Annotated in this window: 16 protein-coding genes; 10 read left to right on the forward strand and 6 right to left on the reverse strand. The window is 68.9% G+C overall.

What is annotated here, in order from left to right; translation table 11 throughout:
• Window positions 1-15: 15 nt before the first annotated feature.
• The 3 genes from Pth03_RS38915 to Pth03_RS38925 all read left to right on the forward strand — a co-directional run bounded on the left by Pth03_RS38915 (window position 16) and on the right by Pth03_RS38925 (window position 2587).
• Complete coding sequence (locus Pth03_RS38915; RefSeq protein ID WP_203949528.1) at window positions 16-603, forward strand: NADPH-dependent FMN reductase; 588 nt, start codon at window positions 16-18, stop codon at window positions 601-603.
• Window positions 604-613: 10 nt separating this feature from the next.
• Complete coding sequence (locus tag Pth03_RS38920) at window positions 614-988, forward strand: winged helix-turn-helix transcriptional regulator (protein ID WP_203949529.1); 375 nt, start codon at window positions 614-616, stop codon at window positions 986-988.
• A 222-nt stretch (window positions 989-1210) separates the two neighbouring features.
• Window positions 1211-2587, forward strand: coding sequence for a sensor histidine kinase (locus tag Pth03_RS38925; RefSeq protein ID WP_203949530.1), 1377 nt, complete (start codon window positions 1211-1213; stop codon window positions 2585-2587).
• Here the strand turns inward: Pth03_RS38925 and Pth03_RS38930 are convergent.
• The gene (locus Pth03_RS38930) at window positions 2576-2821 is read right to left on the reverse strand and encodes a thaumatin family protein (RefSeq protein WP_203949531.1); all 246 of its coding nucleotides are present in this window, start codon (window positions 2819-2821) and stop codon (window positions 2576-2578) included. The genes Pth03_RS38925 and Pth03_RS38930 overlap by 12 nt on opposite strands.
• A 510-nt stretch (window positions 2822-3331) precedes the next feature.
• Window positions 3332-4315 carry a thaumatin family protein gene (locus Pth03_RS38935; protein ID WP_203949532.1) on the reverse strand — a complete coding sequence of 328 codons (984 nt, stop codon included), beginning with the start codon at window positions 4313-4315 and terminating at the stop codon, window positions 3332-3334.
• A gap of 314 nt (window positions 4316-4629) precedes the next feature.
• Here Pth03_RS38935 and Pth03_RS38940 point away from each other — a divergent pair, with 314 nt between their 5' ends.
• A complete protein-coding gene (locus Pth03_RS38940; protein WP_203949533.1) occupies window positions 4630-6504 on the forward strand; it encodes a sigma-70 family RNA polymerase sigma factor in 1875 nt (624 codons plus the stop codon).
• A 51-nt stretch (window positions 6505-6555) separates the two neighbouring features.
• On the opposite strand, the gene Pth03_RS38945 is transcribed toward Pth03_RS38940, so the two are convergent.
• Window positions 6556-6984 (reverse strand): VOC family protein, encoded by a 429-nt coding sequence (locus Pth03_RS38945; protein ID WP_203949534.1) that lies wholly within the window; start codon window positions 6982-6984, stop codon window positions 6556-6558.
• A gap of 39 nt (window positions 6985-7023) precedes the next feature.
• Window positions 7024-7482 (reverse strand): helix-turn-helix transcriptional regulator, encoded by a 459-nt coding sequence (locus Pth03_RS38950; protein ID WP_239119714.1) that lies wholly within the window; start codon window positions 7480-7482, stop codon window positions 7024-7026.
• A gap of 93 nt (window positions 7483-7575) precedes the next feature.
• Between Pth03_RS38950 and tatA the strand changes: the two genes are divergently transcribed.
• The 5 genes from tatA to Pth03_RS38975 all read left to right on the forward strand — a co-directional run bounded on the left by tatA (window position 7576) and on the right by Pth03_RS38975 (window position 11774).
• Window positions 7576-7800 (forward strand): Sec-independent protein translocase subunit TatA, encoded by a 225-nt coding sequence (tatA, locus tag Pth03_RS38955; RefSeq protein ID WP_239119715.1) that lies wholly within the window; start codon window positions 7576-7578, stop codon window positions 7798-7800.
• A gap of 279 nt (window positions 7801-8079) precedes the next feature.
• A complete protein-coding gene (locus Pth03_RS38960; RefSeq protein WP_203949536.1) occupies window positions 8080-8712 on the forward strand; it encodes an HNH endonuclease family protein in 633 nt (210 codons plus the stop codon).
• 147 nt (window positions 8713-8859) lie between these two features.
• The gene (locus tag Pth03_RS38965; protein ID WP_203949537.1) at window positions 8860-9306 is read left to right on the forward strand and encodes an ester cyclase; all 447 of its coding nucleotides are present in this window, start codon (window positions 8860-8862) and stop codon (window positions 9304-9306) included.
• A gap of 9 nt (window positions 9307-9315) precedes the next feature.
• Complete coding sequence (locus Pth03_RS38970) at window positions 9316-10524, forward strand: hypothetical protein (protein WP_203949538.1); 1209 nt, start codon at window positions 9316-9318, stop codon at window positions 10522-10524.
• Window positions 10525-10661: 137 nt separating this feature from the next.
• Complete coding sequence (locus Pth03_RS38975; RefSeq protein ID WP_203949539.1) at window positions 10662-11774, forward strand: hypothetical protein; 1113 nt, start codon at window positions 10662-10664, stop codon at window positions 11772-11774.
• A gap of 42 nt (window positions 11775-11816) precedes the next feature.
• Here the strand turns inward: Pth03_RS38975 and Pth03_RS38980 are convergent, their stop codons facing one another.
• Window positions 11817-12437, reverse strand: a complete 621-nt coding sequence (locus Pth03_RS38980; RefSeq protein ID WP_203949540.1) for a UTRA domain-containing protein — start codon at window positions 12435-12437, stop codon at window positions 11817-11819.
• A gap of 131 nt (window positions 12438-12568) precedes the next feature.
• On the opposite strand from Pth03_RS38980, the gene Pth03_RS38985 reads away from it, so the two are divergent.
• Window positions 12569-14686 (forward strand): amylo-alpha-1,6-glucosidase, encoded by a 2118-nt coding sequence (locus Pth03_RS38985; protein WP_239119716.1) that lies wholly within the window; start codon window positions 12569-12571, stop codon window positions 14684-14686.
• Between the two features lie 4 nt (window positions 14687-14690).
• Here the strand turns inward: Pth03_RS38985 and Pth03_RS38990 are convergent.
• Window positions 14691-15252, reverse strand: a 562-nt coding sequence (locus Pth03_RS38990; protein ID WP_308442418.1) for a nucleotide exchange factor GrpE, incomplete at its 5' end; no start/stop codon positions are given.

The following is a 15252-nucleotide window of genomic DNA, read 5'->3' on the forward strand; positions in this document are numbered from 1 at the left end:
GAGGAGGAGGACGTCATGAGCAAGCTAGAGATCATCGTCGCCAGCACCCGCCCCAGCCGGGTCGGCCTGTCGATCGGCAAATGGACCGAAGAGGTGGCGGCGGAGCACGGAGGCTTCTCCGAGATCGAGCTCATCGATCTCGCCGAGGTGAACCTGCCGTTCATGAACGAGCCCAACCACCCGCGGCTCGGTCAGTACGTGCACCAGCACACCCGCGACTGGAGCGCCAAGGTCGCCGAGGCAGATGCGTTCGTCTTCGTGATGCCGGAGTACAACTACGGCTACAACGCCGAGCTCAAGAACGCGATCGACTACCTCCACAAGGAGTGGCAGTACAAGCCGGTCGGCCTGGTGAGTTACGGCGGCATCGCCGGCGGCACGAGGGCCGCTCAGATGATCAAGCAGGTGGTCACGACGTTGCGGATGACACCATTGTTTGAGGCGGTTTCCATCCCGTTTGTCCACCACCACATCGATCACGACAATAAGCTGGTACCAAACGACGTCATGACCGCATCGGCCAAGACCATGTTCGACGAACTGGTCCGGGTGAGCGAGGCTTTGCGGGTGCTGCGGGAGGGCACGGCTCCCGCCACGAAGTGAGCTGGAGACGATGGTCAACGAAGTGCATCGCGTCTGCGAGAGATATCACGCGGCGATCGAGCTGATCGGCGCCCGCTGGTCGGGCGCTATTCTGCGCGCGATATTCACGGATCACCACCGGTACGCGCAGATCAAGGCTGCCGTGCCGGGCCTCAGTGACACGATGCTCGCCGAGCGGCTGCGGCGCCTGGAGATCGAGGGGCTGGTCGAACGCCGGGTCACCCCCTCCATCCCCGTCCAGGTGGAGTACCACCTCACCAGGAAGGGTGCCGACCTGGAGGAAGTGATGCAGGCGGTGGTGACCTGGTCGCACAAGTGGCTGCCGCTCCCCGGGCAGCCCGTCGGCGAGGTGCTGGAGGCCGGCGTCGGCGGCGAGCGCGACTGACCTCCTGGTTAAGAGGAACGTCTAGAACGCCCCAACAAGGGGTGAAATCAAAGCCCTGGTCAAGGCCTGGTCATGTACGGACCGTTTTTTGGCATTGTTTTCCGCATCCACACGTTCGTTTGCCGTAAGCAGGTGCGTCCTTCAATAGTGTTTTGTCCAGACGTTGTTTTCAAGGAGGCTGCCGGCCGGTAACAGCGATCAGGGGGGAGGCGGGCTGTGGTCATGAACCTGCGCCCGCACTCCATCCGGGCTCGCTTCACACTGCTGTCGGCGATCATCTCGTTCGCCGTCTTCGCGATCATCGGAGCAGGCCTCGACCTGGCGATCTGGACCCGTCTCCAGGACAACGTCTACAAGCAGACCGAGCGCGTCGCCACCGACTGGATCGGGTCATGGACCCCCGGCAGGGCGGTGCCGCCCACCCCGAAGACGCAGATCAACCTCCTCCAACTCGTGGACTCTCGCGACAAGGTGGTCGCTGCGAGCCCGGCGGCGGCGAGGCAGGGCCCCCTCACCACGTTTCGGCCCCCTCTGGACGACAGGATCCAGCACGGCACCCAGTGCGGACCGCGGCACGGGTGCCTGATCCTGACCGCTATCAGGGTGCCTCCCTTGGAGACCACCGTGTTGTGGCGGGGGCAGCCCCACTACGTCTACGCGGGCATGGCCGAACCCGGCCTGATCGCGACGCACGAGCTCGAACTGCTGACCAGCGCCGGCGTCTTGGCGGCCACCGCACTCGCGGCCTGGGCGACCTGGTGGCTCGTGGGGCGGACCCTCCGCCCCGTCGCCATGATCCGTGCGAGAACGGCTGAGATAACCGTGAGTGACCTGAGCATGCGTGTGCCCGAACCGCCCGGCCGCGACGAGATCGCGCAGCTGGCCCGGACATCCAACAAGACCCTCGCCCGGCTGGAAGCCGCCGTCGAGCAACAGCGCCATTTCGCCTCCGTCGTCTCCCACGAGCTGCGATCACCCGTCGCCGGGCTTCACACGCAACTGGAGGAGGCGCTGCTGTACCCGGGCGACGTCGACCCGGTGACGACCATCAGGACCGCGCTGTCCACCACCGAGCGGCTTCAGGCGATCATCGACGATCTGCTGGTGCTCGCCCGCATCCGGTCGGCCCCGCCCGCGGCGCCGGAACCGATCGACCTGGCCGCGCTGGTCACCGAGGAGGCCAAGGGCAAAGTCCACGGCACTCCTGTGCGCACCACGACCAGCGGCCCGGTCGTCGTCCTCGGCAACCGCATCCAGCTGATCGGCGTGCTGAACAACCTCGTGGTCAACGCGCAACGCCACGCGCACTCAATCGTGGAGGTCACCGCGTCGCGGTCGGGCGGCCACGCTGTGGTGACCGTCACCGACGACGGCGAGGGCATCGCGCCGAAGGACCGCGAGCGCGTCTTCGAGCCGTTCGTCCGCCTCGACGACGGGCGGCGCCGCGACCCCGGCGGCAGCGGGCTCGGCCTTGCCATCTGCCGTGCGATCGTGACCGCGCACCACGGCACCGTCGAGATCGAGGACTCGCCGCGCGGGGCCCGTTTCGTCGTACGGCTCCCGCTCATCGGTGCGGAGACGGCTCCTTCACCCAACTGAGCCCCCGGCCGGGGGATCGGGGGCTCGGGGCCTGTCAGGGTGAATGGCCGAACGTATGCGGTATCCGCACTCGCCCGCACAGGTGAAGGTGCTGGTCGCGTCGTCGTCCACGTAGGAGTAGGCGAACGGCTGGGCCTTCTTGAAGACGGCCGCGTAGTCCACCGGCCACTTCGCGGGGTTGCAGGCGGCCCTGCTCGACCTGAAAGGCCACCGCCAGCCCGTACGGGCGCGCAATGGGCACGCCATCTGGTTGAACGCGTTCTAGCCTGTCTCCGTATGATCCGGGGGCGGCCTAGTGACGAGATGCGAGCCAAGGTGGAGGAGCGGCCAAGGTGCTGATCCGCGCGTTGCTGAATGTCATGAGTTCGCTCCTTCTAGGTTTTCTCGTGGGCCTCGCGCTCCATTGGCTGTGGCGCGACTTTGGATGGGACCGCGTGGTGGCCTTCTCGCTCATTAGCGGTGTGGTTGCAGCCTTACGTGAGGTCCGTGACGAGTTGACTCGTAGGAAAGCGGCAAGACGGGGGCTTGCTGACGAGCAAGTGGGTCTGTAGGCCGGGATCTCTCGCGCTGCGCCGGAACAGAGACGGAACAGGGCACGCCCTCCCGAAAACAGTCACTGGCGGCGCATGGCTTGGACCTGTGCCAGGTCGATGATGAACTGCGCTTGCCCAGCGCCACGAAGACCACCATCAAGGAGCGCCCCCGCGGCCCAGGCGGCGCCGGCCACCCTCTTTTTGCCGCCCATCACGTGATCCCGAAGGTCACCCGGTAGCTGCACCGGCCCTTGCACGCCATCGTCGCGGAGTCGTCGAAGGCGTACGAATAAGCGTACGGCGCGGCCTTCTTGAACACCTGCGTGAAGTCCGTGGGCCACTTCGACGGGATGCAGTTCTCCCGGCCCGCCCACTTGCCGCGGCAGCAGTAGGTGTCACCGCCGAACGCGGTGCACGGGTTGTTGCAGCCCACCGCCTGGCCGCCGACCATCAGCTGCATCTTGGAGGGGCAGGAGACGGCCTTCGTGCAGCCGCCCTTGTAACAGCCGGAGGAGCTGACGGGGTCCTTGGTGCCGCCGCCGTAGATGTTGATCCACATCGGCAGGTTGTAGCCGTCGACCATGCTCACGTCGTAGAAGTCCATGCCGCCCCAGGCCGAGAGGGAGAACTCGCCGAGCGTGGTCGCCGACCCGGTGCTGCCGACGCACTGGAAGACGCCTCCGCAGTCGCCGGTCTTGCAGTGCCCGTGTCCGGAGGAGTCGAAGGAGCAGCCCGTGCGGCCCCAGAAGCGGCCGCCCCACTTGTCGGCGACGGCGACCGAGACGGTCTGGCCGGGCTTGAGCACCCATCCGGTCTTCGTCAGCGGGTATTTGTCGTTTTTGTTGGAGGCGAGCCAGATCGTCTGGTTCATCTTGTTGACGAACGTGAACACGCGCTTGCCCGCCGGTGCCTTCGGCGTGGCCGCCTTCGTCGCGGACGTTCCCGCCGGGGCCTTCTTGGCGTTCTTGTGCGGCGACGGCGAGGGCTTCGCCGTCCTGCTCGCGTGAGGAGCCGTGGGCGTCGGAGACGTCGTCGTGCCGTCCGCCACGGCGAGGGCGGTCTGGCCGGTGGACGGCGCGTTCGCCGACGCCTGGGTCGTGCCCCCGTCCGGCGAGGAGGGCCAGACCAGGGCTACCACCGTGGCGGCCACAACCGCCACGACCAGGACGTACGGCAGCCACGATGGGGCCGCCACACGTCTTCTCCTCGTCATCATCGTCGTGCGCCTTCCCATGTACTCGCGCCCCGCGACGGGTCTGTACGGGCCCGCACGACGCGGAACGCCGGTGCCTCTATGCAGGAGACCGGCCGGGCGAGATCCGACAACGGAAAACGGGCGAGAAGTGTCGCAGATTTCTGTTATCCGCTGATGGCCGGGCCGTCTCCTGTATAGAAGGAAGGTCCCGTCTTATAGAAGATCGTCCTAGATTGCCCCATGTCAGGGGCCGGACGACGGACAGAGAGCGGAGTGCGATGCCCGGAACCGGTAGGGGTGGACCCGACACAGCGATGGTGGAGGCCGCCCGCGACGGAGACCAGCGGGCACTTGACGCACTGGTGGCCGACTCCCTGCCGCTCGTGTACAACATCGTCGGCCGGGCCCTCAACGGGCACAACGACGTCGACGACGTGGTTCAGGAGACGCTGCTGCGGGTCGTGCGTGGTTTGCCCAGCCTGCGCGACGCCGGGGCGTTCCGGTCATGGCTGGTCGCCATCGCCGTACGCCAGGTGCGCGACCGAGAGCAGGACCGCTCCGCGACGCAGAAGCGCCGGGCGGACCTGGACACCGCCGAGGAGATGCCCGACCCGGCCTCCGACTTCGCCGCTCTCACGATCTTGCGCCTCGGGCTGACCGACCAGCGCCGCGAAGTCGCCGAGGCCACCCGGTGGCTCGACCAGGGCGACCGGGGCCTGCTGGCCCTGTGGTGGCTCGAGGAGACCGGCGAGCTGCGCCGTACGGACCTGGCCGGAGCTCTCGGGTTGTCCGGCCGTCACGCCGCCGTGCGTGTCCAGCGCATGAAGGAGCAGCTGCAGATCGCGCGTACCGTCGTGCGGGCCCTGAACTCCTCGGGCTGCTCCGAGTTGCGCGCTCTCACCTGGAACTGGGACGGCGTGCCCACCTCGCTGTGGCGCAAGCGCTTCGCCCGGCACGTCCGCGAGTGCGGCGTCTGCGGGCCCACCGGCCGCGGCATGCTGCCCGTCGACCGGCTGCTCAGCGGCCTGCCGCTGCTCCCCATCCCCGCTGGATTCGTCGTTCAGCACCTTCATGCCATCTCCCCAGCCGCCGCAGAGGCGGCCGGGCGCGCCGCTTCGCACCTTCCCCTCCCGCGAGGCGGCGCCCCCCGGGGTTCACACGCCGTTCAGCGCCCGCGCGGCGTCCTTTCCACCCTCACGCACGCCAAGGTGGCGGGCACCGCCGTCGCGGCGGCGGCCGTGGCGACCACCGGCGTCGTGGTCGCCGTGAACCTGCCTCCGAGCAAGCCGACGGCGAGCGCGGGCGTTGCGCCGCAGGCGGCCTCGACGCCCCTGCCCGCCTCTTCGCCCTCGCGGCCGGCCAAGCCGAAGCCCTCGCCGTCGCCCACGAAGAAGAAGGCCTCGCCGAAGCCGACCGTCACCAAGAAGGCCCCGCCCCCCGTCGCCGTGTCGAGCTCGGCCAAGAAGGGCGTCGGCGTGTGGACCTTCAACGGCGTCAACACGGCTCTCGCCAAGTCCGGTGCGAGCTGGTACTACACCTGGTCGACCACCCACAACGGCGTGACCACGCCCAAGACGGCCAAGTTCGTCCCGATGATCTGGGGCGCCGACAGCGTGAACTCCACGGCACTCGCCCAGGCCAAGGCCGCCGGGCCGTACCTGCTGGGGTTCAACGAGCCCGACATGGGCTCCCAGTCGAACATGTCGGCCGACAAGGCCCTGTCCCTGTGGCCGAAGCTCATGTCGGCCGGCAAGGTGCTCGGCAGCCCGGCCGTCGCCTACGGCGGGGACACCCCCGGCGGATGGCTCGACAAATTCATGAAGGGCGCCAAGGCGAAGGGCTACCGCGTCGACTTCATCACGCTGCACTGGTACGGCGGCGACTTCAACTCCACGCGGGCGACCTCGCAGCTCAAGGGCTACCTGCAGGCCGTCTACAACCGGTACCACAAGCCGATCTGGCTCACCGAGTACGCCCTGATCGACTTCTCCAACGGCACCCGCTTCCCCTCGGACGCGCAGCAGGCGGCGTTCGTGAAGTCGTCCACCAAGATGCTGGCCGGTCTTCCGTACGTGCAGCGGTACGCGTGGTTCGGCATCGGCGCCAAGGACAACGAGCCCAGCAGCGGGCTGTTCAAGAGCGGGGGAGTGCCCACGGAGGCGGGCCGGGCCTTCCAGGCGGCCCGCTGACCCGCGGTTTTCGCCGGGCCGGCGGTCGCGGTGACCGCCGGCCTTGCGACGTCAGGCGAAGTCCTCGGGCGTGAACGCCTTCGGCTCGACCAGGACGAGCCAGTTGCCCGTGTTGTCGCGCATGACCGCCTCCACGCCGTACGGCCGGTCCGACGGCTCCTGGAGGAAGGTCACGCCCTTGGCGCTGAGCTCCTCGTAGCTCTTGCGGCAGTCGTCGACGGTCAGGCCGAGCCCGCCCATCTGGCCCTTCTCGAGCTCACGGCGGATGAAGTCGGCCGCCTCGGGGCTCAGCGGCGGCCCGGGGATCATGAGGGTGACCTCGAGTTCGGGCTGACTGGGGTGCCCGATGGTGACCCAGCGGAACCCCTCGCCCATCGAGACGTCGGTGCGGGGCTCGAAGCCGAGGACGTCGACGTAGAAGTCGCGCGCCTTGTCCTGGTCGAGGCAGTAGACGGTGACCAGTGAGATGTTCGTAACCATGGGCTCACCGTAGGGCGAAGGCGTGGCCGGGTGCTTCTCTCAAATTGCACCATCGGTCTCACCTGCCCTGGGGCCGCCCGCCGTACCCGCGGGATCCATGGTCCCGCGCATGAACAGGAAACAACCGGGGACGTGCGGCCCGCCCCTGGCCGCCCACCGGTCGCGGTAGGCCGTGGGGCTCTCCCCGACGAGCTGGGAGAAGCGCGAGGAGAACGACCCCAGGCTGGCGAAACCGACCATCATGCACACCTCGGTGACCGTCAGGTTGGCCGAGCGCAGCAGATCCTGGGCGCGCTCGATGCGGCGGCGGGTCAGATAGCGGATCGGGGTCTCACCATAGGACGCCTCGAAGCACCGGACGAGATGGAACTTCGACACCCCGGCGACCCGGGCCAGCTCGTCGAGGTCGAGCGGGTTCCGGTAGTTGCGATCGATGTGATCACGGGCGCGGCGAAGATGTGGCAGCAGGTCCACGGCCACCCTCCGGCGCTCTGTCACCTTCCCGAGAGTACGCGACCCGCTCGTTCGAGCATGTACAACCAGGCATAAGGTGAAAAAACGTCATAAATGGTATGGAAGGGGGAGGTGGCCGTGGGAGAGTTCTCCGCCTGGCACTGGCTGATCGTCGCGCTGGTGTTCGTGGTGCTTTTCGGAGCCAAGAGGCTTCCGGACAGCGCTCGTTCTCTGGGTCAGGCGTTGCGCCTGTTCAAGCAGGAGACGAGCCGGATGCATGACGAAACGCCAGGTGCGGCCCAGGGCGTACTCCCAGAATCAGAAAACCACCAACCCCCCCAGCCCCCCACCCCCTCTGCATGATCACGCGGAAGGGGGGCCGAGGGAGGGTGTAACGCGTTCTTCATCTGTTGGTTTCTGGGTTGTGTGAAGTGCCCGAAATTGTTTGCCGGTCATCTCTGCAGGTCTTCCTCACGACATTTCGGGTCGTCGGCGATCCCCCACGAATCGGCTTCATTGACATAAGCAAACCCTGATATTTCTGGATCTGTCAGATTTCGCGACGGTCCCTCTGTCGAGTGGCTCCGTCCCTGACCAGGAACCCCCCTCCTGGCCGGGGCCGCCGGCAGAAAGGCCAGGCTCGTGAAACGAGTCTTCGCCGGCTTCATCGCCGTCTGCGCCGCGATCGTCCTCACTGTCACCCTCGGTGCCGGGCCCGCGAGCGCCACCCCGCCCAACATCCCGTCCGCGAGCACGGCCGCCTCCCGGCTGGCCACGCTCACCGTGGCCGCCGAGTCTCACCAGTCGACCTACAACCGGGACCTGTTCCCGCACTGGATCACGATCTCCGGCGCCTGCAACACCCGCGAGCAGGTGCTGAAGCGCGACGGGACAGGCGTCACGACCGACTCCAGCTGCGCGGCCACCTCCGGCTCGTGGTACAGCCCCTACGACGGCGCCACCTGGTCCGCGGCCTCCGATGTCGACATCGACCACATGGTGCCGCTGGCCGAGGCATGGCGTTCCGGCGCCTGGGCCTGGACGACGGCGCAGCGCCAGGCGTACGCCAACGACCTCGGCGGTCCCGAGCTCTGGGCTGTCACCGACAACGTCAACCAGGCCAAGGGCGACCAGGATCCCTCGACGTGGAAGCCCTCGCGCACCGCGTTCTGGTGCACCTACGCCCGCGCCTGGATTCAGGTGAAGTGGTACTACAACCTGACCGTCCAGAGCAGTGAGAAGAGCGCGCTGACCAGCATGCTCGGCTCCTGCTGACGTGCCCAGCCGGTACGGCTCCCGCGGGCGGGAGTCGTACCGGCGCGACCGTGCCCCAGGTCGGAGCCGCCCCGTCGGAGGCCGTTGCCGTGGCCGTTACCGTGTGGCCGGTAGCGTTGGTGATATTGCGAGAAAGGGGGCCTCGCGATGACGGAGGCGCGCGCCGTCGTCACCCGGCTGGTCGCCGCGATCAACGACCATGATCTCGAAGCGGCCATGCGCTGCTATACCCCCGCGGCCGCGGCGGTGGGTCCCCAAGGGGTGGCGGACGGCGTCGAGGAGATCGCCTTCTACCACACACACATGTGGGAGGCGTTCCCCGACCTGCACATGACGGTCTGGGAGACCGTCGCCGAGGGCGACCTCGTGGTGCTGGAGGCAACGGTCGCCGGCACCCACAGCGGCCCGTTCCTCCTGCCCGGCGGCGAGCCGCTGGAGCCGAGCGGCAAGTCCATCAGCGTGCGCTACTGCTGGACGTTCACCGTCGAGGCGGACGTGATCGTCGCGCAACGCGTCTACTACGACCAGCTGGAGATGTACTCCCAGCTCGGCGCACACATGGAGCCCGATGACCCGGGAACCCGAGGGCAGTAGCATCGCGGAATGCGATTAAGGACTGGCGTCATCATCGCCGTCGCGCTGGTTCTGGTCGTCGCGGCGGCCGGCGTGTGGCGCTGGACGGCCCGCCCGACGTCCCCCGACGCGGCGGCGCCGGTCACGGCGGCCGAGGCGGGGGTCCAGGCGAGGGCGGAGCCGGGGCCGAGCGCGACGCCGTACCGGGATCCGAGGCCCCCGCTCACGCGGGTCAAGCCGCGCCTGCCGTCCTTCACGGCGGGCAACCCCAACGGGCGGGCAGCGGTCCCCGCGGAGGCGCGTGCCGCGGACATCTCGCATCCCACCCGTGTGATCGGCGACGGCACGCCGGAAAGCTGCACGTCGAAGGCCGTCGTGGCCGCGGTCGCGACGGGAGGCGTGATCACTTTCTCCTGCGGCCCCGACCCTGTGACGATCACGATGACGGCCACCGCGAAAGTCCGCAACGCCAGCCCCACCGTCGTCCTCGACGGGGGAGGCAAGGTGACGCTGAGCGGCGGCGGCAAGCGGCGCATCCTGTACATGAACACCTGTGACCAGGCCCAGGGCTGGACGACCTCGCACTGCGACGATCAGGAGCAGCCGCGGCTCACCGTCCAGAACCTGACCTTCGCGGACGGCGACGCCACGGGTCAGACGGTCGACGGGGGCGGCGGCGGAGCGATCTTCGTGCGCGGAGGCCGGCTGAAGGTGGTCAATTCGCGTTTCATCCGCAACCGGTGCGACTCGACGGGTCCCGACCTCGGCGGAGCGGCCATCCGGGTGCTGGACCAGTCGCGCGACCTGCCGGTCTACGTCGTCCACAGCACGTTCGGAGGGTCGCCGGGCCTGGGCGGCGTCTGCTCCAACGGCGGGGCGCTGAGCAGCATCGGGGTCTCCTGGACCATCCTGAACAGCGTCCTGACCGGCAACAAAGCAATCGGGCGCGGCGCGAACCCGGCACGCGCCGGCACTCCCGGCGGAGGCAGCGGCGGAGCCGTCTACACCGACGGGAACACCTTCACCGTACGGATCGCCGGGTCGATCGTGGAGGACAACCAGGCCAGGGAGGGCGGAGGGGCGGTCTTCTTCGTCAGCAACGACCTCACCGGCACCATGCGGATCGACGGCTCGACGTTGCGCCGCAACCCCAGCGCCGGATTCGAGACGCCGGGATATCCCGGCATCTTCTTTCGCGGCGCCCACGACCCCACGGTGGTCTCCTCTACCGTCAAATGACCGGGGATGCATGTGTTCTGGAGTCCTGGGCGTACCGATTCGCAGCTTTGACGTGACACTGGCCGTCGGCGCCTGATCGCACCGCAGGTCGGCACCTAGCGTTTTCCTCGAACCGTCCATGACTCGGGGGAAGACAAATGCCGATCAGTACCGCCGTCATCACCGCCGCGCTCCTGGCCGGACCCGCGGCCCCGGCCGCCGACCCGGTGCCCGTGGAGCACAGGAGCATCGCAACGAAGGCCGATCGGGCCGTCAAACACGACCGGCCCAAGTGGCACGACAAGAAGGTCGCCCACCAGTCCGGGCGCGATCTGGAGTCCGCGCCGCAGGCGCCGTCCGCACCCACGGACACCACCGGCAGCGACACCACGGACAGCCCTGACTCCCCCGGTGACTCCGCCTCCGACTCGTTCAGCTCCAAGTCGTCCTTCCAGAAGGCGACCTCGTGGTCGAGCGACCCCCACGCGGGCGGCAACTCCGACGTGAAGGTCAAGCGCGGGAAGTTCGTGCACGAGGGGCGCCACCCGAGGAAGGGCGCCGCCAAGTCGGTGCGTGCCTCGGCGTCCAGGAATGACCATGACGTCACCAAGCACGTCCAGGCGCCGTCGGTGAAGGCCCCGTCGTTGAAGGCGCCGGCCGCCAAGGCCCCCGCGCCCGAGGTCAAGGCTCCTACGCCGGCCGCCAAGGCCCCGGCGCCGGAGGTCACGACCACGGAGGGCGGCGTGCCGCAGGCGAAGGCTCCGGCCGCGAAGGTTCCCGCCGCGGCGCCCGAGGCCAAGGCTCCGGCCGCGAAGGCCCCAACCGCCGCACCCGTGGCCAAGGCGCCTGCCGCCAAGACTCCGGTACAGGCTTCCGAGATCGCCCCCAAGGCATCCGAAGTGAAGGCGCCTGAGAGCGTCGCGGCTCCCGTCACCGCCAAGAAGAAGGCGCTCGCCACCGCGGAGGAGACTGAGGCGGCACCGGTCGAGGCATCCGCCTCCAGCTCCCGTCCCCGGGACGTGGTCATCAACCCGACCGCGGGCATCATGCCGCTCAGCAGCGGCCCGTACGCCCTGCCGCTGGGGCCGGGCATCCAGCGGGCCCGGTCGGGCTTCGCCCACGCACATCACGCACATCACGCGCACCACGCCAACCACGCCAACCACGCCAACCACGCCAACCACGCCAACCACGCCAACCACGCCCACAACGCGAGCAAGAACCACGGGAAGCGGGCTCACAAGGACAATGCCTCGCCCGACAAGGCCTGATCGTCGCCGACGAGGCCGACGGGGGTGAGCCGGAGCGCCGGCTCACCCCCTCGTCATGTTCCGGGCCGACGGCGGCCAGCGGTGCAGGCGGGTCGTGGAGACCAGCTCGGTGCGGTCTCCCGGCAGGACGATCTCGGCGACCTCGACGACGCGGCACGTCGTGTCGATCGAGGTCTTTCTGACCACCAGCACGGGCGTGCCGGGCCTCAGGCCGAAGACCTTCGCCTCGTCCCGGCGCGGACGCCGTACGGTCACCTCGTCGACGACCCGGTCGATCTCGACGCCGATGGTCGAGAGCTGGTGATGCGTGCCGCCGGGCCAGGGCTCGTTCTCCGGGCGGAGCAGGTCGGGATTGCCGGCCACCAGGTCGTACGGCAGGCGTGAGGTGATGAGGCTGAGCGGTGCGGTGTCACCGCGCCGCCGGGTGCGGTAGGCCCTGCGCAGGAGCAGCGTCCCGCGTGCCACGCCGAACCTCCGCGCGAGATCGGCTCCGGCCGGCTCCGTGGCGAACGTGATCTGAAACTCCAGATCATCCCTGGTCAGGCCGGTGTCGCGCTCGGTGGCGCCGGTCGTGCGCCGTTCATGCTCAGGCAACAGGGCGCGGTCCTTCTCCCACTGGTGCCGGTCCGAGGTCCGCCGAAGCCGCTGGCGATATACGCCCATAAATCCACTTTTCCCCACATGCTCCCCGGCATGTACGGCAGGCCGTACCGGCGCCATGCGCCCAGGTAAACCCCTTTCTGAGGGGTAAGACCGCCTCGAAGGCTGCCGATCGGCCGACCGGGGGTGGGGGAGTGGACGGATGGGGGTTTCACGAGCAGCCGACCACGCTCAGCGGCGGCCTCATGACGCTCGTCGCCGGCGGTTCCTTCTCCGTCTCCCTCTACAACGGCGACATCACCCCCGGCGGAGCCCAGGGCGTCTACTACGCCGACACCCGCCTGCTGTCCCGGTGGGAGCTGCAGATCGACGACGCTCCCGTCGAGGAGTTGCGCGTCCTGGTGGCGGAGCCGCACCACGCGACGTTCATCGGCCGCGGCACCCGCCGTCCCGGGCAGCTCGAGAGCACCCTCCTCGTGATCAAGGATCGTTACGTCGGCGGGGGACTCTGCGAGGACATCGTCATCCGCAACCTCGCCGAGGAGCCCGCCGGTTGCGTGGTCTCGCTGCATCTGCACTCGGACGTCTGCGACCTCTTCGAGGTCAAGACGCGCCGGGTGCGCTACCCCGCAGACGTCGAGACCACCGTCGAGAACCGCGGAGTCCGGATCCTGTCCGTCAGCCGGGGCAGAGGCGTCCACGTGCTGGTGAGCGAAGGGGACACACCGGTGATCGCCGCGCCCGGGAGGCTGGTCTTCCGGCTCGTCGTACCGGCCAGGGACGAGCTGCGGTTCTGCGTGCAGGCCAACCCCATCATCGACGAGGTGGAGTCCGAACCCTGGTTCTCCTCCGCCTGCGCGCCCGAGCGCGCCGAGGCCGCGCGCCTGCTGTCGGAATGGGAGGTGCGCACTCCCGCCGTACGGACGTCCAACTCGTCCCTCGCCGGCATCCTCGCCCGGTCCAGGACCGATCTCGGCTCCCTGCGGCTGTTCGAGGTGGAGCGCCCGGAGGAACCGCCGAGCATCGCCGCCGGCGCGCCGTGGTTCATGACCCTGTTCGGGCGCGACTCACTGATCACATCCTGGATGGCCCTCCCGCTGGACCACAGTCTCGCCCTCGGCACCCTCCATCGGCTGGCCAGGCTTCAGGGCGTGAAGGTCGACCCGCTCACCGAGGAGGAACCCGGCAAGATCATGCACGAGCTGCGGTACGGCGTGCGCACCGACGCGTCCGACTCAGGCGCGCATGCGTACTACGGCTCCGTGGACGCGACTCCGCTGTTCGTGATGCTCCTCGGGGAGCTGCACAGCTGGGGTCTGTGCCCCGCCGACGTGCGCCTGCTCCTTCCGTACGCCGACGCCGCGCTCGGCTGGATCGAGCGGTACGGCATGCGGGACGGCTTCGTGTGGTACCGGCGCAAGACCGACCAGGGCCTGATCAACCAGGGCTGGAAGGACTCCTTCGACGGGATCAGCTTCGCTGACGGCTCCCTCGCCCGACCGCCCATCGCCCTCGCCGAGGTGCAGGGCTACACCTACACTGCGTTCCTGGCCCGCCACCACTTCGCGCGGCAGGACGGGGACACCGAAGCCGCCGATCATTGGCTCACCGGAGCGACCGAGCTTCGCCGGGCGTTCAACGACAGGTTCTGGCTGCCCGATCGCGGCTATTTCGCCGTAGGGCTCGATCGCGAGGGCCGGCCCATCGACAGCCTGACCTCCAACATCGGCCACTGCCTGTGGTCGGGCATCGTGGACGAGGACAAGGCGGCGCAGGTCGCCGCCCATCTGCTGTCGCCGCGGATGTTCAGCGGCTTCGGCGTGCGGACCCTCGCCGACGGCATGGGCGCCTACAACCCGATGAGCTACCACAACGGATCGGTGTGGCCACACGACAACGCGATCGTGGCGGCCGGGCTCATGCGATACGGCTTCGTCGAGGAGGCCCAGCGGGTCGTCACCGGCATGCTGGACGCGGCGGAGTTCTTCGAAAGACGCCCGCCTGAGTTGTTCTGCGGGTTCGACCGGGCCGAGTTCCCCGTGCCCGTGCCGTACCCGACCTCCTGCTCGCCGCAGGCGTGGGCGTCGGCCGCGCCGATCCAGCTCATGCGCGTCCTTCTGCGCATGGAGCCGGCCGTGCCCGACGGCCGGCTGTGCCTTTCCCCCGTGCTGCCCGACGGATTCGGATGGGTACGGATCTCCGGCATGCCGCTGGCCGGCGACCGGATCACGGTGGAGGCCGCAGAGGGATCCGCGACGCCCATCGTGACCGGGCTGCCGGAGGGGGTCGAGCTGATCACCGGGATGCCGTAGCCCGTCAGTCCTCCGCCCTCGTGGACACGACTACCGCCGCGGGCCGCAGCTGGTTCACCCCGCCGCCGTAGCCGGGCCGTACGACGGCCACCACCGTGCCGGGCTCGGCCTCCGGGTCCTCGGCCGTGCTCACGGCCTCGTGCCGGGCCGGGTCGAACCTGGTGCCCAGGTCTTCGGCGCGGGGGAAGCCCAGCCGGGCCAGGAGGGCCACGGCCTGGTCGCGTACGGCCCGCACGCCCTCCATGACCGCGTCGGTCCCCGAGCCGGCGTGCTGGAGCGCGAGCTCCAGGTTGTCGATGACCGGCAGCCACTCCGCGGCGACACGTGCCCGTTCGTCGGACCTCTGCCGCTCGATCTCCCTGAGGGTGCGTTTGCGGAGGTTGTCCAGCTCGGCCTCGGCCCGCAACCACCGGTCGCGCAGTTGGGACACCGTCTCCTCGCCGGCGTCGGGAGCGCCCTCCGGCGCCTCCGTGGCGGCGGCTTCGGCAGTGTCCGAAACCTCCGGGGTCGCCCGGCTCTCCGGCGTCTTCGGTGATTCCCGCATCTCGTCAGGCATTCCTGTCACC

Source organism: Planotetraspora thailandica (assembly GCF_016863335.1).
GTDB lineage: Bacteria > Actinomycetota > Actinomycetes > Streptosporangiales > Streptosporangiaceae > Planotetraspora > Planotetraspora thailandica.

What these genes read in the sequence shown, in the direction of transcription:
- Pth03_RS38925 (WP_203949530.1), top strand. Translation starts at nt 1,211, where the DNA reads ATGAACCTGCGCCCGCACTCCATCCGGGCTCGCTTCACACTGCTGTCG.
- Pth03_RS38945 (WP_203949534.1), bottom strand. Translation starts at nt 6,984, where the DNA reads ATGGTTACGAACATCTCACTGGTCACCGTCTACTGCCTCGACCAGGAC.
- Pth03_RS38965 (WP_203949537.1), top strand. Translation starts at nt 8,860, where the DNA reads ATGACGGAGGCGCGCGCCGTCGTCACCCGGCTGGTCGCCGCGATCAAC.
- Pth03_RS38940 (WP_203949533.1), top strand. Translation starts at nt 4,630, where the DNA reads ATGGTGGAGGCCGCCCGCGACGGAGACCAGCGGGCACTTGACGCACTG.
- Pth03_RS38975 (WP_203949539.1), top strand. Translation starts at nt 10,662, where the DNA reads ATGCCGATCAGTACCGCCGTCATCACCGCCGCGCTCCTGGCCGGACCC.
- Pth03_RS38970 (WP_203949538.1), top strand. Translation starts at nt 9,316, where the DNA reads ATGCGATTAAGGACTGGCGTCATCATCGCCGTCGCGCTGGTTCTGGTC.
- Pth03_RS38915 (WP_203949528.1), top strand. Translation starts at nt 16, where the DNA reads ATGAGCAAGCTAGAGATCATCGTCGCCAGCACCCGCCCCAGCCGGGTC.
- Pth03_RS38920 (WP_203949529.1), top strand. Translation starts at nt 614, where the DNA reads ATGGTCAACGAAGTGCATCGCGTCTGCGAGAGATATCACGCGGCGATC.
- Pth03_RS38980 (WP_203949540.1), bottom strand. Translation starts at nt 12,437, where the DNA reads ATGGGCGTATATCGCCAGCGGCTTCGGCGGACCTCGGACCGGCACCAG.